General features: G+C 63.1%; 20 protein-coding genes (1 of these 20 running past the window's edge). 14 read left to right on the top strand and 6 right to left on the bottom strand.

Annotated elements, in window-relative coordinates:
* The 5 genes from paaN to paaK all read left to right on the top strand — a co-directional run.
* Positions 1–1553 carry the 3' portion of a phenylacetic acid degradation protein PaaN gene (gene paaN / locus FNZ07_RS30995; protein WP_091019903.1) on the top strand. Its footprint begins 139 nt before the window's first position, so only the last 1553 of its 1692 coding nucleotides appear in the window; its start codon lies beyond the left edge, outside the window; its stop codon occupies positions 1551–1553.
* Between the two features lie 115 nt (positions 1554–1668).
* A complete protein-coding gene (pcaF, locus tag FNZ07_RS31000; protein WP_091019901.1) occupies positions 1669–2871 on the top strand; it encodes a 3-oxoadipyl-CoA thiolase in 1203 nt (400 codons plus the stop codon).
* Positions 2872–2900: 29 nt separating this feature from the next.
* Entirely contained in the window at positions 2901–3692 is a 792-nt protein-coding gene (gene paaG / locus FNZ07_RS31005; RefSeq protein WP_091019898.1) for a 2-(1,2-epoxy-1,2-dihydrophenyl)acetyl-CoA isomerase PaaG, read from the top strand.
* Between the two features lies 1 nt (position 3693).
* Positions 3694–4161: a hydroxyphenylacetyl-CoA thioesterase PaaI gene (gene paaI, locus FNZ07_RS31010; RefSeq protein ID WP_091019896.1), complete on the top strand. Its 468-nt coding sequence runs from the start codon at positions 3694–3696 to the stop codon at positions 4159–4161.
* Positions 4162–4226: 65 nt separating this feature from the next.
* Positions 4227–5531, top strand: a complete 1305-nt coding sequence (paaK, locus tag FNZ07_RS31015) for a phenylacetate--CoA ligase PaaK (protein ID WP_091019894.1) — start codon at positions 4227–4229, stop codon at positions 5529–5531.
* 79 nt (positions 5532–5610) lie between these two features.
* Here paaK and mltA read toward each other — a convergent pair whose 3' ends face one another.
* Complete coding sequence (gene mltA / locus FNZ07_RS31020) at positions 5611–6840, bottom strand: murein transglycosylase A (RefSeq protein WP_091019945.1); 1230 nt, start codon at positions 6838–6840, stop codon at positions 5611–5613.
* Positions 6841–6940: 100 nt separating this feature from the next.
* Positions 6941–7315, bottom strand: coding sequence for a Co2+/Mg2+ efflux protein ApaG (apaG, locus tag FNZ07_RS31025; protein ID WP_091019892.1), 375 nt, complete (start codon positions 7313–7315; stop codon positions 6941–6943).
* 230 nt (positions 7316–7545) lie between these two features.
* On the opposite strand from apaG, the gene rpe reads away from it, so the two are divergent.
* The 8 genes from rpe (at position 7546) to FNZ07_RS31065 (ending at position 14856) form a co-directional block, all read left to right on the top strand.
* The gene (gene rpe / locus FNZ07_RS31030) at positions 7546–8229 is read left to right on the top strand and encodes a ribulose-phosphate 3-epimerase (RefSeq protein WP_091019890.1); all 684 of its coding nucleotides are present in this window, start codon (positions 7546–7548) and stop codon (positions 8227–8229) included.
* On the top strand, positions 8229–8957 hold the full coding sequence (locus tag FNZ07_RS31035; RefSeq protein ID WP_091019887.1) for a phosphoglycolate phosphatase: 729 nt from the start codon (positions 8229–8231) through the stop codon (positions 8955–8957). The genes rpe and FNZ07_RS31035 overlap by 1 nt, the downstream gene beginning before the upstream one ends.
* A 399-nt stretch (positions 8958–9356) precedes the next feature.
* Entirely contained in the window at positions 9357–10850 is a 1494-nt protein-coding gene (trpE, locus tag FNZ07_RS31040) for an anthranilate synthase component I (RefSeq protein WP_091019885.1), read from the top strand.
* A 13-nt stretch (positions 10851–10863) separates the two neighbouring features.
* Positions 10864–11457, top strand: a complete 594-nt coding sequence (locus FNZ07_RS31045) for an aminodeoxychorismate/anthranilate synthase component II (protein WP_091019883.1) — start codon at positions 10864–10866, stop codon at positions 11455–11457.
* Positions 11458–11474: 17 nt separating this feature from the next.
* Complete coding sequence (gene trpD / locus FNZ07_RS31050) at positions 11475–12506, top strand: anthranilate phosphoribosyltransferase (protein WP_091019943.1); 1032 nt, start codon at positions 11475–11477, stop codon at positions 12504–12506.
* An 18-nt stretch (positions 12507–12524) separates the two neighbouring features.
* The gene (gene trpC, locus FNZ07_RS31055; RefSeq protein WP_091019881.1) at positions 12525–13310 is read left to right on the top strand and encodes an indole-3-glycerol phosphate synthase TrpC; all 786 of its coding nucleotides are present in this window, start codon (positions 12525–12527) and stop codon (positions 13308–13310) included.
* A gap of 38 nt (positions 13311–13348) precedes the next feature.
* On the top strand, positions 13349–13975 hold the full coding sequence (locus FNZ07_RS31060) for a CYTH domain-containing protein (protein WP_091019878.1): 627 nt from the start codon (positions 13349–13351) through the stop codon (positions 13973–13975).
* A gap of 62 nt (positions 13976–14037) precedes the next feature.
* The gene (locus FNZ07_RS31065) at positions 14038–14856 is read left to right on the top strand and encodes a uracil-DNA glycosylase (protein ID WP_091019876.1); all 819 of its coding nucleotides are present in this window, start codon (positions 14038–14040) and stop codon (positions 14854–14856) included.
* Positions 14857–15035: 179 nt separating this feature from the next.
* On the opposite strand, the gene FNZ07_RS31070 is transcribed toward FNZ07_RS31065, so the two are convergent.
* From FNZ07_RS31070 to FNZ07_RS31085, 4 genes are all read right to left on the bottom strand, one after another.
* On the bottom strand, positions 15036–15635 hold the full coding sequence (locus tag FNZ07_RS31070) for an FMN-dependent NADH-azoreductase (protein WP_091019874.1): 600 nt from the start codon (positions 15633–15635) through the stop codon (positions 15036–15038).
* Positions 15636–15873: 238 nt separating this feature from the next.
* Positions 15874–17664 carry a M61 family metallopeptidase gene (locus FNZ07_RS31075; RefSeq protein WP_091019872.1) on the bottom strand — a complete coding sequence of 597 codons (1791 nt, stop codon included), beginning with the start codon at positions 17662–17664 and terminating at the stop codon, positions 15874–15876.
* 158 nt (positions 17665–17822) lie between these two features.
* On the bottom strand, positions 17823–18548 hold the full coding sequence (locus FNZ07_RS31080) for a DsbC family protein (RefSeq protein WP_091019870.1): 726 nt from the start codon (positions 18546–18548) through the stop codon (positions 17823–17825).
* Between the two features lie 153 nt (positions 18549–18701).
* The gene (locus FNZ07_RS31085; RefSeq protein WP_091019868.1) at positions 18702–19874 is read right to left on the bottom strand and encodes a UbiH/UbiF family hydroxylase; all 1173 of its coding nucleotides are present in this window, start codon (positions 19872–19874) and stop codon (positions 18702–18704) included.
* 298 nt (positions 19875–20172) lie between these two features.
* Here FNZ07_RS31085 and ychF point away from each other — a divergent pair, with 298 nt between their 5' ends.
* The gene (ychF, locus tag FNZ07_RS31090; protein ID WP_091019866.1) at positions 20173–21267 is read left to right on the top strand and encodes a redox-regulated ATPase YchF; all 1095 of its coding nucleotides are present in this window, start codon (positions 20173–20175) and stop codon (positions 21265–21267) included.
* Positions 21268–21415: the final 148 nt, after the last annotated feature.

Below are 21415 nucleotides of genomic sequence, written 5' to 3' on the forward strand. Positions count from 1 at the left end.
AGGCTGCGTTCAAAGCCCACCTTCATACGACCTTCGAACTCGACCAACCCAGTACCGGAGAAACCGTTGGCGCCGAAACGTCGCCGTTCGGCTTCCCGCTCGGCATCCGCTATCCGAAGGCCGACCCCGACGCTCTCATCACCGCCGCTACAAAAGCCCAACGCGACTGGCGCGCCGCCGGCCCGCAGGCATGGATCGGCGTAAGCCTCGAAATTCTCGCGCGCGTGAACCGGGCCAGCTTCGAGATCGGCTATAGCGTCATGCACACCACCGGCCAGGCTTTCATGATGGCCTTCCAGGCCGGCGGCCCGCATGCGCAGGATCGCGCGCTCGAAGCCGTCGTCTATGCGTGGGACCAGTTGCGCCGCATCCCCGCCGACGCGCACTGGGAAAAGCCACAAGGCAAGAATCCGCCGCTCGCGATGCAGAAGCGTTACACGATCGTGCCGCGCGGCACCGGTCTCGTACTCGGTTGCTGCACCTTCCCCACCTGGAACGGCTACCCCGGTCTGTTCGCGGATCTCGCCACCGGCAACACTGCTATCGTCAAGCCGCACCCTGGCGCCATCCTGCCGCTCGCGATCACGGTGCGAATTGCCCGCGACGTGCTGCGTGAAGCCGGTTTCGATCCGAACGTCGTCACGCTTCTTGCAACCGATCCGAACGATGGCCCGCTCGTCCAGGACCTTGCGCAACGCCCGGAAATCAAGCTGATCGATTTCACCGGAAGCACGCAGAACGGCACCTGGCTCGAACGTCACGCGCATCAGGCACAGGTCTTCACCGAGAAAGCCGGCGTCAACCAGATCGTCATCGACTCCGTCGACGACATCAAGGCCGTCGCCCGCAACATCGCGTTCTCGCTTACGCTGTACTCCGGCCAGATGTGCACCGCTCCGCAAAATATCTACGTACCCCGCGACGGCATCCGTACCGCTGAAGGCTCGCTGACTTTCGACGCAGTCGCCGAAGCGCTGGCGGGTGCCGTCCAGAAACTCGTTGGCGATCCCGCGCGCGCAGTCGAACTGCTGGGCGCGATCCAGAACGAAGGCGTCGTGCAACGCATCGATGAAGCACGCCATCTCGGCCACGTCCTGGTCGACAGCCAGGCAATCGACCATCCTGCTTTTGCCGGTGCACGCGTGCGCACGCCGCTCGTGCTGAAACTGGACGCCGCTACCGACGCCCACCAGTTCACGCGCGAATGGTTCGGCCCGATCTCGTTCGTCATCGCGACCGACTCCACGGCGCAATCGCTGGAACTCGCCGGCTCGATCGCTGCAGAGCATGGCGCACTGACGCTGTCGGTCTACAGCACCGACGATGCCGTCATCGAAGCTGCCCACGAAGCCTCGATCCAAGGCGGTGTCGCACTGTCGATCAATCTGACGGGTGGCGTATTCGTCAACCAGTCGGCTGCGTTCTCAGACTTTCACGGCACCGGCGCCAACCCGGCAGCCAATGCGGCGCTCGCCGACGCTGCGTTCGTCGCGAGCCGCTTCCGTGTCGTGCAGAGTCGTGTGCATGTTGAACCGAGATCGGTGACTGCGTAAGTCGGCCGGACGGCCTATGCCGTCTGGTCGAATCGACTTCGCACCGACCTCCGAACAAAATGAGCCCAAGCCTAGGTGACCGGTCCATACCGGTCGCGCCCAGCAGGAACCCGACATGACCGATGCTTTCATCTGCGATGCGATTCGCACTCCCTTCGGCCGCTACGGCGGCGCCCTGAAGGACGTTCGCGCCGACGATCTCGGCGCAGTGCCGATCAAGGCGTTGATCGAACGCAACCCTGGCGTCGACTGGCGCGCACTCGACGACGTGATCTATGGCTGCGCGAATCAAGCCGGCGAGGACAACCGCAATGTCGCGCGGATGGCGGCACTGCTCGCCGGCCTGCCGGTCGATGCACCCGGCGCGACGATCAACCGGCTGTGCGGTTCCGGCATGGACGCAGTCGGCACCGCGGCCCGCGCGATCAAGGCAGGCGAAGCCCGTTTGATGATCGCGGGCGGCGTAGAAAGCATGACACGAGCGCCGTTCGTCATGGGCAAAGCGGCGAGCGCATTTTCGCGTCAGACCGACATTCACGATACGACGATCGGCTGGCGCTTTATCAATGCGTTGATGAAGCGCGATTACGGCGTGGACTCGATGCCGGAAACGGCGGAAAACGTCGCGGTCGAATTCAGCATCGCGCGCGCCGATCAGGATGCGTTCGCGTTGCGTAGTCAGCAGAAAGCGACACGTGCGCAACACGATGGCACGCTGGCCGAAGAAATCGTCGCGGTCGAAATCGCCCAGAAAAAGGGCGATGCATTGCGCGTGACACTTGACGAGCACCCGCGCGAGACCTCGCTTGAAGCACTCGGCAAACTCAAAGGTGTCGTGCGCGCCGATGGCACGGTGACCGCGGGCAACGCATCAGGCGTGAACGACGGCGCGTGCGCGTTGCTGCTTGCGAATCAGGAAGCCGCGGATCAATACGGTTTGCGGCGCCGCGCGCGCGTGATCGGCATGGCGACCGCGGGTGTCGAGCCGCGCATCATGGGAATCGGGCCCGCACCCGCCACGCAGAAGTTGCTGAAGCAACTCGGTATGTCGCTCGAGCAGTTCGACGTGATCGAACTGAACGAAGCGTTTGCCTCGCAAGGGCTTGCTGTCTTGCGCACGCTCGGGCTGCGCGACGACGATCCACGCGTCAACCCGAACGGCGGCGCCATCGCGCTCGGACATCCGCTCGGCGCATCGGGCGCACGGCTCATTACAACGGCGTTGTATCAACTGGAGCGCAGCGGCGGTCGCTTCGCGTTGTGCACAATGTGCATCGGCGTCGGTCAGGGCATTGCGCTCGCGATCGAGCGCATCTAGCGCCGCACCGACACAGGAGGAGACACCCCATGTCAGATGAAACGATCAAAGTCGAAATCGACGCGGCGAGCCACGTCGCCACCATCACGCTCAACCGTCCGGACAAGCTCAACAGCTTTACGCGCACGATGCACGACGAACTCTCCGCGGCGCTCGGTCAGATCGAAGCCGCCGGCGTCCGCGCATTGGTACTCACCGGTGCGGGCCGTGGTTTCTGTGCCGGCCAGGATCTCGCGGATCTGGACTTCACGCCCGGTGCGATGACCGATCTCGGCGAGTTAATCGATACGCACTTCAACCCGCTGATCCGCCGGCTGCAAGCGCTCCCGCTACCCGTGATCGCTGCCGTCAACGGCACCGCCGCCGGCGCGGGCGCCAATCTCGCGCTTGCCTGCGACCTCGTTATCGCGGCCCGTTCGGCAAGTTTCATCCAGGCGTTCGTGAAGATCGGCCTAGTGCCCGACTCGGGCGGCACGTGGTTCCTGCCGCAACGCATCGGGATGGCGCGCGCGCTGGGGCTCGCTCTCACCGGCGAAAAGCTCGGCGCGGAGAAAGCCGAAAGCTGGGGGTTGGTGTGGCGCGTCGTCGACGACGCCGAACTTTCCGCAACCGCAACCCAACTGGCGACACAGCTTGCACAGCAACCCACGCGTGCGATAGCGGCAATCAAGCACGCGATGCGCGCAGGCCAGATGCACACGCTCAGCCAGCAACTCGACCTCGAGCGCGATCTGCAACGCGAACTCGGTAACTCGCACGATTACGCCGAAGGTGTACAGGCGTTCATCGAAAAACGCGCGCCGCGCTTCGAAGGACGCTGACATGTCGACGCAACCTCAAACGGAACCATCTGCCATGACGCCCGACGAACTGGCCCGCGCCACGGCGCAAAGCATGTACGCCGCCGACCGCTGCAGCAAAGCACTCGGGTTCGAGCTACTCGAGGTGCGCCCCGGCTACGCGCGCATGCGGATGACGGTGCGCGACGACTTCCTGAACGGCCACGAAATCTGTCACGGTGGTCTGATCTTCACGCTCGCCGATTCGACCTTCGCTTTCGCGTGCAACTCGTACAACGTGAACACCGTGGCATCCGGATGCTCGATCGAGTTTCTGCGCCCCGTGCCCGGCGGCGATGTGCTGACCGCCGAAGCCGTCGAGCAGACGCTGAGCGGACGCACCGGCATCTACGATATTCGTGTGACCAATCAAACCGGCGAGGCCGTCGCGATGTTCCGCGGCAAATCGGCACAGATCCGCGGCAACGTGATTCCGTCGGCGGGCGGCTAGCCCGTACCCGTGTCGTTCGCCCACGCGCGCACTCATTCTGAATGAAGAAGACAAGGAGACCTTCGATGACCACCTCGCTCCCGCTCGACCCGATCGAAACAGCGAGCCGCGACGAACTCGCCGCATTGCAGCTCGAACGACTGAAATGGTCGCTCACGCACGCGTACGAGAATTCGCCTGTGTACCGCCGTAAGTTCGATGACGCCGGAGTTCATCCGGCTGAGCTGCGCACGCTCGCCGACCTGTCGCGCTTCCCATTCACGACGAAGCAGGACCTGCGCGACAACTACCCGTTCGGTATGTTCGCGGTGCCTCAGCAGCAGGTTTCGCGCATCCACGCTTCATCGGGCACGACCGGCAAGCCGACTGTGGTCGGCTACACGAGCCGCGATATCGACACATGGGCGAACCTCGTCGCGCGATCGATCCGCGCGGCCGGCGCACGCGCCGGCGACAAGGTGCACATCAGCTACGGCTATGGCCTCTTCACCGGCGGGCTCGGCGCGCACTACGGCGCCGAGCGTGCAGGTCTCACCGTCATTCCGTTCGGCGGCGGCCAGACCGAAAAGCAGGTCCAGCTGATCCAGGACTTCCGGCCGGACATCATCATGGTGACGCCGAGCTACATGCTCTCGATCGCCGACGAACTTGAGCGGCAAGGCGTTGACCCCGCGACGTGCTCGCTGCGCATCGGCATCTTCGGTGCGGAACCGTGGACTAACGACATGCGCCGCGCGATCGAGCAACGCATGGGTATCGACGCGGTCGACATCTACGGTCTGTCGGAAGTGATCGGCCCGGGCGTCGCGTCGGAATGCGTGGAGACCAAAGACGGTCCGACCATCTGGGAAGACCATTTCTATCCCGAAGTGATCGATCCAGTCACCGGCGAGGTGCTGCCCGACGGCGAACTCGGCGAGCTCGTATTCACGTCGCTAACCAAAGAAGCACTGCCTATCGTCCGTTACCGCACCCGCGATCTCACGCGTCTGTTGCCCGGCACGGCGCGCACCATGCGACGGATGGAAAAGATCACCGGTCGCTCGGACGACATGATGATCGTGCGCGGCGTGAACGTTTTTCCGACGCAGATCGAAGAACTGCTGCTCAAGCAGCACGCACTCGCGCCGCATTACCAGATCGTTCTGACAAAGGAAGGCCCGCTCGACGTGCTGACGCTGAACGTCGAGCCCTGCCCCGAATCGGCGCCCGACACGTCTGCGCTCCATGCAGCGAAACAGGCGCTGACCTACGACATCAAGTCGTTGATCGGCGTGAGCGCGGTGGTCAACGTGCTGGCGGTGAATGGTATCGAGCGGTCGGTGGGTAAGGCGCGGCGGGTGATCGACAAGCGCCAAGCGAGCGCCTGAGCGAGAGAGGCACAGAAAGAAACGCAGAAGGAAACACAGCTTCGCGGCATTGCCTGGCAATGGACCACGAAGCTGCGCTTTACGACCTCGGCAGCAACAACCACATCCGGCCAGCCTGCTTCATCTTGCCGGCCAGGTCGCCGGCATCGTCGCCAAGCCCCCAGAAGTAATCGGCACGTACGCCGCCCTTGATCGCGCTGCCGGTGTCCTGCGCGAACACGAGACGGTTCATCGGCTGGTTGGTGAGCGGACGTGTGGTCTGCAGGAAGACCGGCGTGCCGAGCGGGATCGAGGATGGATCAACGGCGATCGAACGTTCCGGTGTGAGCGGCACGCCAAGCGCGCCGATCGGACCATCCGCGCCGCCGCCCGGTGCCGGCTCCGCGTTCGGCATCTCGCGAAAGAACACGAAGCGCGGATTCGTATCGAGCAACGCATCGACTCGCCCCGGATTCGCGCGCGCCCACGCCTTGATGCCCTGCATCGTCGCCTGGGCAGGCGTGACTTCGCCGCGATCGAGCAACCAGCGGCCGATCGACCGGTACGGCTGATTGTTCGTTCCGCCGAAGCCCACACGCATCACGCTACCGTCTTCCATCACGACGCGACCCGATCCCTGCACCTGCAGGAAGAACGCCTCGATCGGATCGTCGACCCACACGAGTTCATTGCCGTTCAGCACACCCGAGCGTTCGAGTTGCGAGCGAGTCGGCAATTCAGTACCCGTACGATAGCCAGCAGGCCAGCGGTATAGCGCAGTCTGATAAATACCGTGACGTGTACGCGAACCACGCAACAACGGCTCGTAGTAACCGGTCACGAGACCGTCGAGCGTGCCATCGTTATTAGCGAGCTGAAATGGCGCGAAATAGGCTTCAAAAAACGTCCGCGCGCCAGACACATCGAGATCGTCGATCTGCGCCGCCGCCGCGCAGGCACGCTGCCAGTTTTCCATGCGGGCAAGCCGCACGCAGTTCTGCCGTAGCGCCGCGGTCGCACCGATCAGCGAATCGTCGGCCCAACCTGGCACCTGCTGCCACGTAACCGGAGTAAGACGCGCCGGAGCAATCTGCCCCGGAATGATCGCGGCACCGGTGGGCGGCGATACTGGATGTCGAACCGGCGCACTACCGCACGCAGCAAGCAGGACTGCCATCGAAACAGCCCCGGCCCACGCTACGGCACGCCGGACAAAACGCATACAATGTTCGCTCTTGATGGAAACCGCCATGTCTGAACTACTCGACGAATACCCGATGCTCATATTCGCGCTGGAATCGCTTCTGGCGCTCTCGCTACTCATTTTCATCGTGGTCTGGACCGCGTCCGGGAAGAAGAAGACGTCGCGCAACAAGCCGCGTCAGTAGGTGCTGCAAGCCTGTTAGCAGACCACGAACGCGCCGCGGCGTTCAATGCAGCGTTCGCGGCATGCGCAGAATGAACTCGGGCACGGGCGCATCGAAGCGCTCGCCATCTTCGGCCACGCAGAAGTACTCGCCGCGCATCGTCCCCACGGGCGTCGAGATCACCGCCCAGCTCGTATATTCGAATTGCTCGCCCGGTTTGAGCAGCGGCTGATGGCCAACCACTCCCAGCCCTTTCACTTCCTGCACACGCTCTTCGCTGTCCGTGATCACCCAATGGCGCGCGATCAGTTGCGCGGGCACCTGTCCGCTGTTGCGGATAGTCAGCGTATAGGCAAACGCATACTGGCGATGCTCCGGGTCCGACTCTTCGGGCAGATACTGCACCTGCGACGACACGTTGAATTCGTACTGGCTCATCCTGATTCCGCCCGCTTCCGGTCTGATTTCCGGTTTGATAATGGTGTGTGGTTAAAGTCCTCGCGAAGCCCGTACGCCAATGCTTTGCGACGCGTCGGCGGGAACCTCGTTCATGGGTTGGCATTCTGCTTGATGCTGCGCATGCCCGCAACCAGACTGTCCCGCCCCGCACAAGGCCGGGTTGCCCGCGAACCGGTAAAATAGCGGTTTTCCGTCGGTCTCCCCTCGCCATGACGCAATTCCGCATCGCTCCCAGCATCCTGTCCGCCGATTTCTCGCGCCTCGGCGAAGAAGTCCGCAACGTCGTCGCCGCCGGCGCCGACTGGATCCATTTCGACGTCATGGACAACCATTACGTACCGAACCTGACGATCGGACCGTTCGTCTGCGAAGCGCTCCGCCCGCACGTTCAGGTGCCGATCGATGTGCATCTGATGGTGCGGCCGGTCGACCGCATCGTGCCGGATTTCGCGAAAGCCGGCGCGAACAGGATCAGCTTCCATCCTGAAGGCTCCGATCATATCGACCGCACGCTGTCGCTGATCCACGACCATGGCTGCAAGGCCGGGCTCGTATTCAACCCGGCCACGTCGCTCAATTACCTCGATCACGTGATGGACAAGGTTGACCTCGTGCTGATCATGTCGGTAAATCCGGGGTTCGGCGGGCAGTCGTTCATTCCCGAAGCGCTCAACAAGCTGCGCGAAGCACGCGCGCGCATCGATGCGTATAAAGAGAAAACCGGTCGCGAGATTCTTCTCGAAGTGGACGGCGGCGTGAAAATCGACAACATCGCGGAGATCGCGGCAGCGGGTGCGGACACGTTCGTCGCCGGCTCGGCGATATTTGGCAAGCCGGACTACAAAGCCGTTATCGACCACATGCGCAGCGAACTCGCCAAGGTCGCGCGTTGATGACGATCGCCGAAGCCCATCCGTATGCCGCGCCGGTTTTCACCGGCCCGCGCCTGCAGGCCGCGATCGTCGACCTCGACGGCACGATGATCGATACCGCCGACGACTTCACCGCCGGCCTGAACGGCATGCTCGCGCAGCTCGATGCAGCGCCGATCTTGCGTAGCGAAGTGGTGGGCTATATCGGCAAAGGCTCGGAGCATCTGGTTCGCACGGTGCTCGCGTCGCGCCTCGGCGAAGAACGCGCGCAAACACACTTCGACGACGCAATCGCGATTTATCAGAGCGAATACGCCAAGATCAACGGTCGCCATACGCGTCTTTATCCGGACGTCGAAGCCGGTCTGATCGCGATGCGCGCCGCGGGTCTCAAGCTCGCCTGCGTGACCAACAAGCCGCACCGCTTCGCCGTCGAACTGCTCACGCAGTACGGATTGCGCGACTACTTCGATCTCGTGCAGGGCGGCGACATCGTGCCAAAAAAGAAGCCCGATCCGCTGCCGGTCTTGCATGCGTGCGCCGCGCTCGGCGTTGCGCCGCAAGTCACGGTTGCGATCGGCGATTCGGAAAATGACGCGCTGGCAGGCCGCGCCGCGGGCACGGCGACCCTCACCGTCCCCTACGGCTACAATCATGGCCAGGCTATACAAACGATAAAATCGGATGGTATAGTTGCCTCGCTGCTCGATGCCGCCAAGGCTATCGCGGCACACAACCCACCGGCTTAATAAAGTCCTTCCTCATGTTTCTGAATAAAAAACGGAGTCTGAGCAGCATCGACCGGGGAGCATGGCCCTGGCGTCGCTGGTCGCGCTGATACCTCGCTGAGGTATGCTGAAGCTTCGCTTCGGCACCGTTTTTTACTTCGCTGCGCTTGCGCGCTTTCCCTTGGTTTTCCGCTGCTGGCTTCGCTGTACCGTTTCGATTGCCGCCGTGTACACGATGTAACACGATGTACGGCAGCTAACCGGACGATGCGCGCGTAGCGGTCAACCCCCGGTCAAGCTCGCGCAGGTCGTCCCTGCAAACCCCGGCCACACACCGCCGGCGGCACGACCAGGCAGCAGCGCAACACCCCGCATTGTCCGGCGCATCTAAGCCGCCGAACGCATGAACAGGATCGGAACATGACCGAACTCGAATTCCAGTCCCTCGCGAACGAGGGCTACAACCGCATCCCGATGATCGCCGAAGCGCTCGCCGATCTCGAAACGCCCCTGTCGCTGTATCTGAAGCTCGCGCAACCCGAGCGCAACGGCGCGAATTCGTTTCTGCTCGAATCGGTAGTGGGCGGCGAACGGTTCGGTCGCTATTCGTTCATCGGCTTGCCGGCGCGCACGCTGCTGCGTACCCGCAACGGTGTGTCGGAAGTAGTGCGGGACGGCAAGGTCGTCGAGACACATGAAGGCGATCCGCTCGAGTTCATCGAGCAGTTCCAGAAACGCTTCAAGGTTGCGCTACGACCGGGTTTGCCGCGTTTCGCGGGCGGCCTCGCCGGATACTTTGGCTACGACGCAGTCCGCTACATCGAGAAGAAGCTCGCTCACTCTGCCCCGCCCGACGACCTCAATCTGCCCGACATCCAGTTGCTCCTGACCGAAGAAGTCGCGGTCATCGACAATCTCGCGGGCAAGCTCTACCTCGTCATCTACGCCGATCCGTCTACCCCCGAAGCCTATACCCGCGCAAAGCAGCGCCTGCGCGAACTGCGCCAGCGCCTGCGCACCACCGTGCAGCCGCCGGTCACGTCGGCAAGCGTGCGCACCGACATCTACCGCGAGTTCGCCAAAGACGACTACCTCGCCGCCGTGCGCAAGGCGAAGGAATACATCGCTGCCGGCGAGCTGATGCAGGTCCAGGTCGGTCAGCGGCTCACCAAGCCGTATCGCGACAATCCGTTGTCGCTGTATCGCGCGCTGCGTTCGCTGAACCCATCGCCGTACATGTACTACTACAACTTCGGCGACTTCCATGTGGTTGGTGCATCGCCGGAAATTCTCGTGCGCCAGGAAAAGCGCAGCGAGGATCGCATCGTGACGATCCGTCCGCTCGCCGGTACGCGGCCGCGCGGCAACACGCCGGAACGCGACGCCGAACTCGCCACCGAACTACTGAACGACCCGAAAGAAATCGCCGAACACGTGATGCTGATCGACCTCGCGCGCAACGACGTCGGTCGCATCGCGGAGATCGGCTCGGTCGCGGTGACCGACAAGATGGTGATCGAAAAGTATTCGCACGTGCAGCACATCGTCAGCTCGGTGGAAGGCAAGCTGAAGCCCGGCATGACGAACTTCGACGTGCTGCGTGCCACCTTTCCGGCTGGCACGCTGTCGGGTGCGCCGAAGGTCCGCGCGATGGAACTGATCGACGAACTCGAACCGGTTAAGCGTGGTCTGTACGGCGGCGCCGTTGGTTACCTATCGTTCACCGGCGAAATGGATCTGGCCATCACGATCCGCACCGGTGTGATCCACAATGGCAATCTGTATGTGCAGGCCGCGGCGGGCGTCGTCGCGGATTCGGTGCCCGAGTCCGAATGGCAGGAGACCGAGAACAAGGCGCGCGCGGTGCTGCGCGCAGCCGAGCAAGTGCAAGACGGCCTCGATAGCGACTTCTGACCGGAGACAGACCATGCTGCTGATGATCGACAACTACGATTCGTTCACCTATAACCTGGTCCAGTACTTCGGCGAACTCGGCGAAGACGTACGGACCTATCGCAACGACGAAATCACACTCGACGACATCGCGAAGCTCGCGCCGTCGCGCATCTGCCTGTCGCCCGGACCGAGCAATCCGCAACATGCGGGTATCACGCTCGACGTGCTGCGCGAGTTCGCCGGCAAACTGCCGATTCTCGGCGTGTGCCTCGGCCACCAGGCCATCGGCGAAGCGTTCGGCGGTCGCGTCGTGCGTGCGCAGACCATCATGCACGGCAAGGTGAGTCAGATCGAAACCGACGGCCGCGGTGTATTCGCCGATCTGCCGAAGCACTTCATCGTCACCCGCTATCACTCGCTCGCAATCGAGCGCGAATCGCTGCCCGATTGCCTCGAAGTCTCGGCATGGACCGAAGACGGCGAGATCATGGGCGTACGTCATAAGGAACTAGCCGTCGAAGGCGTGCAGTTCCATCCGGAGTCGATCCTGTCCGAACACGGTCACGCGCTGCTCGAGAATTTCGTCAAGCAGTCGAAGCTGGCCAGCCAGCAGCACCACGCATGACGATCGGGAGCGACACCATGACGATTACACCGCAGGAAGCATTGCAGCGCACGATCGAACATCGCGAGATCTTCCACGACGAAATGCTGCATCTGATGCGCCTCATCATGCGCGGCGACATGTCGCCGGTGATGTCGGCGGCGATCATCACCGGGCTGCGCGTCAAAAAAGAGACCATCGGCGAAATCACCGCGGCCGCCACGGTGATGCGTGAATTTGCCCGGCACGTCGAGGTGCAGGACAACTCGAACTTCGTCGATATCGTCGGCACCGGCGGCGACGGTGCGCATACGTTCAATATTTCGACGGCGACGATGTTCGTCTCGGCCGCCGCGGGCGCGAAGGTCGCGAAGCACGGCAACCGCGGCGTGTCGAGCAAGTCGGGCAGCGCGGACGTACTCGAAGCGCTCGGCGTGAACATCGATCTGCAACCGGACCAGGTGGCGGCATCGATCACCGAAACGGGCATGGGCTTCATGTTCGCGCCGAACCATCATCCAGCGATGAAGAACATCGCGCCGGTGCGCCGTGAACTCGGCGTGCGCACCATCTTCAACATTCTCGGCCCGCTGACCAATCCGGCCGGTGCACCGAACCAGTTGATGGGCGTGTTCCACCCCGACCTCGTCGGCATTCAGGTCCGCGTGATGCAACGGCTCGGCGCGAAGCACGTGCTCGTCGTGTACGGTATGGACGGCATGGACGAGGTATCGCTTGGCGCAGCGACTCAGGTCGGCGAACTGCGCGATGGCGAAGTGCGCGAGTACGAGATTCATCCGGAGGACTTCGGCATGCAGATGGTGTCGAACCGCTCGTTGAAAGTGACCGACGCGCAGGAATCGAAAGTGAAGCTGCTCGAAGCGCTCGACAACAAACCGGGCGTCGCGCGCGAAATCGTGGTCCTCAACTCGGGCACCGCGCTCTATGCGGCGAATGTCGTCGAATCGATCGAGGCCGGCATCGAGCTGGCGCGCGAGGCCATTGCAAGCGGTCGTGCGCGTGCCAAGGTCGACGACCTGATTCGCTTCACCCAGCAATTCAAGCAGTAACTTCTGTACGGAACTCTCATGAGCGATATTCTTAACCGCATCATCGACGTCAAGCGCCAGGAAATTCGCGCCGCCCAACAGAGCGCGCCGCTTGAAGAACTGAGGCTCGAAGCGTCGGCGCGCGACCACCGCGACTTCGTCGGCGCACTGCGCGCAAAGCACGCGGCCGGCGTGCCCGCGGTGATTTCCGAAGTGAAGAAGGCCAGTCCGTCGAAAGGCGTGATCCGCGAGCACTTCGTGCCGGCCGATATTGCGCGCTCGTACGCGAAGCACGGTGCCGCCTGCCTGTCAGTGCTGACCGACGTGCAGTTCTTCCAGGGCAGCACCGCCTACCTCGAAGAAGCGCGCGCCGCCTGCGATCTGCCGGTGCTGCGCAAAGACTTCATCATCGATCCGTACCAGATCGTCGAAGCCCGCGCGATGGGCGCCGACGCGATCCTGCTGATCGCCGCCGCGCTCGACACGCCGCAGATGCAGGACCTCGAAGCGCTCGCCCATTCGCTGGGGCTTGCGGTGCTCGTAGAAGTACACGATCGCGCCGAGCTGACCGAGGCGCTGACGCTGAAGACACCGCTGATCGGCATCAACAATCGCAATCTGCGTACGTTCGAAACCACACTCGAAACGACGATCGGCATGCTCGATTCAGTTCCGGACGACCGTATCGTTGTCACCGAATCGGGCATCCTGGCGCGTGCCGATGTCGAACGACTGCGTGCGATGGACGTGCATACGTTCCTCGTTGGCGAAGCGTTCATGCGCGCCGACGAACCGGGCGTTGAACTCGCCCGTATGTTTTTCTGATCGCGGCATAGAACGGACACGGCGAGCGATAACGCACCATGGGAATAGAACGCGAAATCAAACTGGCGTTGCCTGCCGACCAGACGGACGCGGCGACGCAGTGGTTTGTTGCACGCACGGCGCAAGCCGGACACGCGGTGCCGCTCGCGAATCGCTACTTCGACACGCCTGCGCTCGCGCTTGCACGCGCGAAAAGTGCGCTGCGCCTGCGCCATACGCCGGAAGGCTGGCTTCAGACGTTCAAGACAGCGGGCACATCGCAGGCGGGATTGCACAGTCGGCACGAATGGGAAATGCCGGTAGCCGGCCCGGCGCTCGAGATCGACGCGCTGCTGCGCGCCTGCGACGACGAACCTTCCGCGGCGGCACTGCGCGAGGCCGCACCGGAACTCGTCGAGCTGTTTCGCACCGACTTCACGCGCACGATCTGGCATGTCGACCATACAGGTGCGGCAATCGAAGCCGCGATCGATCAGGGCGAGGTCGTGGCCCAGGTGAATGGCGAAACACGCCGGGCGCCGCTGTGCGAGATCGAACTCGAATTGAAGCACGGCGACGAAAGCGCGCTGCATACGCTTGCTGCCGAGCTTCGCGCTCATATCCCCGGCCTTACTCCCGACGACATCAGCAAGGCGCAACGCGGATACCGGTTGCAGGAACGCTAGGCAGCAATCTCTGCTCGCCTTCGCCTTGAGCTGCCGCAGGTTTGCTGCGACACTTGCGCCTCATGACCTCTTCTTCCCGTTCCCGCACTCCGCAAGCGTCGCAGCCTTCGCTCTTTGCCGACGAACCTGCCGCTGCTGCTCCCGTAGCCATTCCTGCCGGTGTTCAACCGCTCGAAGCACAGTTCGACGCGCTCCCACCCGCGTGGCGCGCGCTGCTCGATCCGTTTATCGGCAGTGAGGCTTATACGGCGCTGTGCCGTTTCGTCGATGGAGAACGCGCTGCCGGCAAGACCGTCTATCCAGCGGATGTGTTTCGCGCGTTGCGTCTGACGAGTCCAGACGAGGTCAAGGTGGTGATCCTCGGCCAGGACCCGTATCACGGCGAAGATCGCGACACGCCGCAAGCACACGGGCTCGCGTTTTCGGTGCCGCCCGGCGTGCGACCGCCGCCGTCGCTCAAGAACATCTTCAAGGAAATCGCCGCCAGCCTCGGACATGAGGCACCCGCTCACGGTTGTCTCGATGCCTGGGCACAGCAAGGCGTGCTGCTGCTGAACACAGTGCTGACCGTCGAGCGCAACAACGCCGCGAGCCACGCGAAACGTGGCTGGGAAAAATGCACCGACACGCTGATTCATGAGCTTGCGCAGCGTCATGACGGCCTTGTGTTCATGCTGTGGGGTGCGCATGCGCAGGCGAAACGCGCGCTGCTCGGCGGTCGCTCGCACAAGGTGCTCGAAGCACCGCATCCGTCGCCGTTGTCGGCGCATCGCGGCTTTCTCGGCTGCGGACATTTCTCGCTCGCCAACGCTTATCTCGTCGAAGCAGGACGCAAGCCGATCGACTGGCGATTGCCCGAGATCGCACGAACGCTCGCTTAGGGTGTGCTCCCGCGCCCTCGCCTCTGCCAGGCGCCGAATAGCGCACGGCAAACGGCAAGCGCTAACACCGGCCCCAAAACAAAAACGCCACGAAAATCTTCGTGGCGTTTTGCCGTGCATTGCATCTGCACATCGCGGCGCACACCGCGCCGCGCAACATCTACAGCGAATACGGCGAATCAGGCAGCGGTCGCGATCACTTCACGTGCGCCGGCCAGTGCGGCAGCAGCAGCGTCCGGGCCCATGTTCAAACCTTCCGCATAGATGAAGTTCACGTCGGTCATGCCGAGGAAACCGAGGAACGTCTTCAGGTACGGCGTGTGGGTATCGCCCGGCGTGCCGACGTACTTGCCGCCACGTGCCGCGACGATGAATACCTTCTTGCCCTTCACCAGACCTTCCGGACCCGATGCGCCGTAGCGGAACGTGATGCCGGCGCGAGCGATGAAGTCGAAGTAGGTCTTCAGTTGCGACGAGATGCCGAAGTTGTACATCGGCGCGGCGATCACGACGATGTCGGCGGCCTGCAGTTCGGCGATCAGCGCTTCGCTGCGTGCCGAGATGGCTTGCTGCTCGGCGTTACGTTGTTCGGCCGGCGTGAAGAATGCGCCGAGGATCTCGTCGTCGAGGTGGGGCAGCGGTTCAGCGTGCAGATGGCGGACGACGACTTGCGCGCCCGGGTTCGACTGTTGCAGCTTCGCCGTCAGTTCGTCGGCGAGCAGGGTCGACTGCGCGCCTTGCGAGCGGGCCGCCGAATTGATTTGAAGGATCGTGGTCATGGTTGACTCCAGTTGGGGCGCGCAGCTTTGCGCGAGTGGAGCCATTGTGTTTTTTTGCGGGGCCGCGAAAAAGTAGCGCGGCAGCGACGGATTGTTGCATCAGTAGAACAATCGACTGTCTGAGCGGACATACAACCTTCGCATTGTATCGACCCCGACAGGCAATCGAAAGCTGCGGAGCGCCTGCGAGCGAGTGGGCACTCCGTCGCAGCGCGTTCCACGGTGGGGCTTTGCGCTTTCAGGCCTTCAGCCAGCGGTCACGAGCACGGGTCCCGGCAGCACGGGAATCGGCGGCGGAAAGCACGTAGCGCGCGACCTCCGGGGCATCCAGTTTCAGCTGAACAACCCGCAGTTCGTCGCGCCGGAACGCATGGACCTCCACTTTCGCGCCCGGCAGATAGCGCGCGAGCAACGCATCGAGGTTGGCACCAGTGACACGCAACCCGTCGATCGCGACCAGCACGTCGCCCGCCGACAGCCCTGCTTTCTGCGCGGCGCTGCCGTCGTGAACGGCCGCCAGCGTGCAATCCGCGCCGCCACGCACGCGTGCACCGAGCGAAGGCTTCGCTCCCACATCGGTTTCGGGCTTCAGCGACACGCCGAACGGCGCGAGCAGAGCCGCCAGCGGCAGGTCGACCGTGCCGCGCACGCCGTCGGTGAATAGTTCCGCGAGGTTTGCGCCGGTCGCTTCGGCAAACAGCGCTTCGACATCCGCTTCCTCGACGCCGACCGGCTTGCCGCGGTAGAAATCGCGGCCGTAGCGTTGCCACAGCAGGCGCATCACGTCATCGAGCGATTTGCGGTTGCGGGTTTGCGCGCGAATCGTCAGATCGAATGCCAGCGCGATGAGCGAACCCTTCGTGTAATAGCTGACGATCGCGTTCGGTGCGTTTTCGTCCTGCCGGTAGTACTTGACCCACGCATCGAACGAGCTTTCGGCGACCGTCTGCTTCAGGCGACCGCTCCCGCGCTGCACGCCGCCGACCACCTTGCCGACGAGGCCAAAGTAATCGTCCTGCGTGATGACGCCGCTGCGCACGAGAATCAGATCGTCGTAATAGGACGTGAAGCCTTCGAACAGCCACAGCAGCGACGTGTAGTTCTCGCGCGTCAGATCGTACGGCGCGAACGCAGCGGGCTTGATCCGCTTCACGTTCCACGTATGGAAGTACTCGTGGCTGCACAGGCCGAGGTAGGTCCGGTAGCCTTCAGTCATCGGCTCGCGGCCGGTCACCGGCAGATCGCCGCGATTGCAGATCAGCGCCGTCGACGCGCGATGCTCGAGCCCACCGTAGCCATCGCTGACCGCCTGGGTCATGAACACATAACGATCGACGGGTGCTTTCTTCGACTTCGGTTCGAACAGCGCGATCTGTGCTTCGCAGATGCGCTTAAGGTCGGCGGCGAGCCGCTCCATGTCGAGCCCGACGACGCGCCCGGAAATCACGATGTCGTGCGGTACGCCGTGCGCCTTGAAGGTCTTGAGCGCGAACTCGCCGAGCGTGACCGGATGATCGATCAACTCATCGTAGTTCTGCGCGCGATATTCGCCGAAACCATAGCGCTTCGTGCCACGCGCTTCGGGCAGTGCAGTCGCGACGCGCCATTGCCGATACTGCGCGCCGGCCGGCTTCTGGATTTCGACGACGCAAGGTGCGTCTTCATGACCCGGCACCGCGAGAAACACGCTCGTACCGTTGAAGAAACCGGTCGTGTCGTCGAGATGGGCAGCGCGCACCGACAGATCCCACGCGTAGACCTCGTAACGCAGCGTCAGCGCACCTTTGACCGGCGCGACCTGCCACGTGTGCTTGTCGGTCTTCGTGACTCGGACCTTGCGGCCCGCATCGTTGAACGCGCGCAGCGTGACGATGTTGCGCGCGAACTCGCGCACCATGTAGCTGCCGGGAATCCACACGGGCAGCATGAAACGCTGTCCGGCCGGATCGGGATCGGCGACGGTGACGGTGACTTCGAACAGGTGTGCGGCGGGCTGGCTGGGGACGATGGTGTAGCGGATCGGCTTCATCTGCAGGGCGCGAGTAAGCGCTGGGATAGGGAGGACAGGGGGCGGTGCATAACGGGCGGGTTCGGGCGACGCCCGTGTTCCGTGTCAGCGCGAGTAACGGTACGACGGAAGGAGGCGCCGCCGTTGGCAACGCGCCGCCGCCCGCCGTACCGGCATGTTTAGCGCACTGCCGAGATCTGTTTGTTCAGCTCGTCGGCGGGAACTGCACCGGGCAGGCGCCGGCCGTCTGCGAGGAACACCGTCGGCGTACCGGTCACGTTCATCTCATGACCGAGCTTGAGGTTCTTGTCGATGGCAGCGGTATCGCAGGTACCGGCGGCGGTCGGCGCGGTACGGTTCTGCATCCACGATTCCCATGCCTTCGCGCGGTCGGTCGAACACCAGATCGACTTCGACTTCACCTCGGAATCAGGCGACAGCACTGGGTACAGGAACGTATAGACGGTGACGTTATCCACCGATTTCAGCGTGTTTTCGAGTTGCTTGCAGTACGGGCAGTTCGGATCGGAGAACACCGCGATCTGACGACTACCGTTGCCCTTCACGACCTTCACCGCATTCGCGAACGGCAGGCTCGCGAAGTTGATGCGGTTGGTTTCCGACAGGCGCGCTTCGGTGAGATTCTTGTGATTCTTCGCATCGATCAGATCGCCGAGGATCAGGTAGTCGCCGGTAGCGTCGCTATAGATGATCTGCGAGCCGAGATTCACCTCGTACAGCCCGGCGATCGGCGACTTCTCGATACTCTTGATCGTCGCGTCGGCGAGGCGCGTTTGCAGTGCTGCCTTCAGCTTGTCGGTGGTCTGATCGGCCTGCGCGGTGCAACCGAGCGTCGCAGCGGCGACGGCAAGGACAAGCGCAACGATTCGGATAGGCTTTTTCATGCTGGATTCCCTGATTCGTTCACGCGCGCCGGATGCGCGCGCCTGCTTCGACTGTGGTCTGGCGTACTGCGTAGTCGTTCGAGTGTGCCCGAATGCGCTGCGGCTTGCATTCGCGGCATCCGCGACGACCGCACACTTCTTCTTCCCTCTTGCTCAACCGAGCGCCGCCGACACCAGCCAGCGCTTGACGAGCGGTTGCGCACCGATCATCGCCATGCCTGCGTTGCGCACTACGCGGGCAAGCGGACCGGGCACGGCGAAAAGCTTTTGCAGGCCATCTGTGGCGAGCATCAGCGCGCGGATGTCCTCGCGACGCGAGCGCTCGTAGCGGCGCAACAGCACCGTGTCACCGAGATCGCGGAATGCTTCCTTCTGCGCAACGACTTCCGCCAGCGACATGACGTCGCGCAGCCCGAGGTTCATCCCCTGACCCGCAAGCGGGTGGATCAGATGCGCGGCGTCGCCGACGAGAGCGACGCGCGGCGCGATCAAACGGTCGACGGTTTGCAGCGCGAGCGGAAAGCCCTTCGCCGGCGTCACGCATTCGAGCGCGCCCAAGGTGCCTTGCGTCACGCGCTCGACTTCCGCTGCGAGCTTCGCCGGATCGTGTTCGAGCAACGCATCGGCATGTTCGGTGCGCGCCGACCAGACCAGCGACACGTGACCGTCCGGCAACGGCAGCAACGCGACAATCTCGCCGCCGCTGAACCATTGATACGCCGTTTCGCCGTGCGGGCGCTCCGCCTTGAAATTGGCGACGACACCGGTCTGCTGATAGTCGCGCCGCAGAACCTTCGAACCGATCTGCGCACGCACCCACGAATGGGCGCCGTCGGCACCAACCACCAGATCGGTTTCGATCGTGCGGCCGTTTGCGAGCGCGATGGTCGCGCCGGACGCTTTCACATCGAGCGCCTGGGCGCGGGCGTCGAGCCATGTCAGATTCGGCTGGAAGCGCAGCGCGGCATCGAGCGCCTGCTCGATCAGCGACGATTCGGCGATCCATGCGAGCTGCGGCACCGATGCCTGGAACGCGGAGAAATGCAGTTCGGCGTGCGCATCGCCGAATACGCGCATGTCGTAGACCGGCGACAGACGGGATGGATCGAGCGCCTGCCAGACCCGCAGACGCTCGAGCAGCGCCTGCGAACTCGCGGATAACGCGTAGACGCGCGCATCGAAGGCGGCATCGGCGGGCGGTGGCACGCACGGCTGCGCGAGCAGTGCGACGCGCAGACCGCCCTGCGTCAATGCCAGCGCCGCGGTTTTGCCGACAAGCCCGCCGCCGATCACGGCGACGTCAAAGGTCTGGTGGTGAGCGTTCATGCGGGCATTATAGCCGCGGGGCCACGCCGTCCGGGCCCGTCCGCCAGTGCTGTAATCGGTGCGCCACGGGCATGCGCACCGCCCACCACCGGTCTGCGGTGCTCGAACCGGCACCTCCGACAGGGTTACAATTACGCTTTTCCGGTGATTACGACCACCGGCAAGACGTACCGCTTGCACCGTGCCGTCTGCCGCCCTTCTCCATCGGGCCGTAGCCGGCGCGTGCGTCGAGCCGAAGGCAGCATGCCCCGCCGCGCGCGACGAAGCCCCGTCACCACCCGTTTATTAGAGAAATTCCATGAGCCTCAAATGCGGCATCGTCGGCCTGCCTAACGTCGGCAAGTCCACCCTGTTCAACGCACTGACCAAGGCCGGCATCGCCGCCGAAAACTACCCGTTCTGCACGATCGAGCCGAACGTCGGCATCGTCGAAGTGCCGGATGCGCGCCTCACGGCACTGGCCGACATCGTCAAGCCGGAGCGCATCGTGCCGGCCATCGTCGAGTTCGTCGACATCGCGGGGCTCGTGGCAGGCGCCAGCAAAGGTGAAGGGCTCGGCAACCAGTTCCTCGCGAACATCCGCGAAACCGACGCGATCACGCACGTCGTGCGCTGCTTCGACGATGAGAACGTGATTCACGTTGCAGGCAAGATCGATCCGCTGTCGGACATCGAAGTCATCAACACCGAACTCGCGCTCGCCGACCTCGCAACGGTCGAAAAATCGCTGACACGCTATTCGAAGGCGGCGAAATCGGGCAACGACAAGGAAGCGGGAAAGCTCGCCGCAGTGCTCGAGAAGGTGCGCGCACAACTTGATCAGGCGAAACCGGTGCGGGCACTGGATCTGTCGGACGACGAAAACGCGCTGCTCAAACCGTTCTGTCTAATCACCGCCAAGCCGACGATGTACGTCGCGAACGTGAAGGAAGACGGCTTCGAAAACAACCCTCACCTCGACGCGGTGCGCAAACACGCCGAAGCCGAGAATGCGCCGGTCGTCGCGGTGTGCGCTGCGATCGAAGCTGAAATCGGCGAACTCGGCGACGAGGACAAGGAAGTCTTCCTGGCCGACATGGGTATGGACGAGCCGGGCCTGAACCGCGTGATCCGCGCGGGTTTCAAGCTGCTCGGCCTGCAGACCTACTTCACCGCGGGCGTGAAGGAAGTGCGCGCATGGACGATCCATATCGGCGACACGGCACCGCAGGCTGCCGGCGTGATTCATACGGACTTCGAACGCGGCTTCATTCGTGCACAGACTATCGGCTTTGCGGATTTCGTCGCGTACAAGGGCGAACACGGCGCGAAGGAAGCCGGCAAGATGCGCGCGGAAGGTAAGGAATATGTCGTGCACGACGGGGATGTGATGAACTTTCTGTTCAACGTTTGAGCGTGACTGGCTGAATCTGAGCCCTTGGCTTTGCTGCCAAGGGCTTTTTTGTTTTCGGGTGTCCGTTTGTGCTCTGCCGTGTTGAAATGGGTGTAAATGGGTATAAGAATGGGTGACGGCACCACGAATGCACCTTACCTGTGCAATG

Origin of the sequence: Paraburkholderia megapolitana (assembly GCF_007556815.1) — a bacterium.
GTDB classification, from domain to species: domain Bacteria; phylum Pseudomonadota; class Gammaproteobacteria; order Burkholderiales; family Burkholderiaceae; genus Paraburkholderia; species Paraburkholderia megapolitana.

Bases quoted from the DNA above. Each gene is read 5' to 3' on its own strand.
- pcaF (WP_091019901.1), top strand. From the start codon at position 1,669: ATGACCGATGCTTTCATCTGCGATGCGATTCGCACTCCCTTCGGCCGC.
- paaG (WP_091019898.1), top strand. From the start codon at position 2,901: ATGTCAGATGAAACGATCAAAGTCGAAATCGACGCGGCGAGCCACGTC.
- paaI (WP_091019896.1), top strand. From the start codon at position 3,694: ATGTCGACGCAACCTCAAACGGAACCATCTGCCATGACGCCCGACGAA.
- paaK (WP_091019894.1), top strand. From the start codon at position 4,227: ATGACCACCTCGCTCCCGCTCGACCCGATCGAAACAGCGAGCCGCGAC.
- mltA (WP_091019945.1), bottom strand. From the start codon at position 6,840: ATGAAAATGAGTAGCGAGAGCGCCAGAAGCGATTCCAGCGCGAATATG.
- apaG (WP_091019892.1), bottom strand. From the start codon at position 7,315: ATGAGCCAGTACGAATTCAACGTGTCGTCGCAGGTGCAGTATCTGCCC.
- rpe (WP_091019890.1), top strand. From the start codon at position 7,546: ATGACGCAATTCCGCATCGCTCCCAGCATCCTGTCCGCCGATTTCTCG.
- FNZ07_RS31035 (WP_091019887.1), top strand. From the start codon at position 8,229: ATGACGATCGCCGAAGCCCATCCGTATGCCGCGCCGGTTTTCACCGGC.
- trpE (WP_091019885.1), top strand. From the start codon at position 9,357: ATGACCGAACTCGAATTCCAGTCCCTCGCGAACGAGGGCTACAACCGC.
- FNZ07_RS31045 (WP_091019883.1), top strand. From the start codon at position 10,864: ATGCTGCTGATGATCGACAACTACGATTCGTTCACCTATAACCTGGTC.
- trpD (WP_091019943.1), top strand. From the start codon at position 11,475: ATGACGATTACACCGCAGGAAGCATTGCAGCGCACGATCGAACATCGC.
- trpC (WP_091019881.1), top strand. From the start codon at position 12,525: ATGAGCGATATTCTTAACCGCATCATCGACGTCAAGCGCCAGGAAATT.
- FNZ07_RS31060 (WP_091019878.1), top strand. From the start codon at position 13,349: ATGGGAATAGAACGCGAAATCAAACTGGCGTTGCCTGCCGACCAGACG.
- FNZ07_RS31065 (WP_091019876.1), top strand. From the start codon at position 14,038: ATGACCTCTTCTTCCCGTTCCCGCACTCCGCAAGCGTCGCAGCCTTCG.
- FNZ07_RS31070 (WP_091019874.1), bottom strand. From the start codon at position 15,635: ATGACCACGATCCTTCAAATCAATTCGGCGGCCCGCTCGCAAGGCGCG.
- FNZ07_RS31075 (WP_091019872.1), bottom strand. From the start codon at position 17,664: ATGAAGCCGATCCGCTACACCATCGTCCCCAGCCAGCCCGCCGCACAC.
- FNZ07_RS31080 (WP_091019870.1), bottom strand. From the start codon at position 18,548: ATGAAAAAGCCTATCCGAATCGTTGCGCTTGTCCTTGCCGTCGCCGCT.
- FNZ07_RS31085 (WP_091019868.1), bottom strand. From the start codon at position 19,874: ATGAACGCTCACCACCAGACCTTTGACGTCGCCGTGATCGGCGGCGGG.
- ychF (WP_091019866.1), top strand. From the start codon at position 20,173: ATGAGCCTCAAATGCGGCATCGTCGGCCTGCCTAACGTCGGCAAGTCC.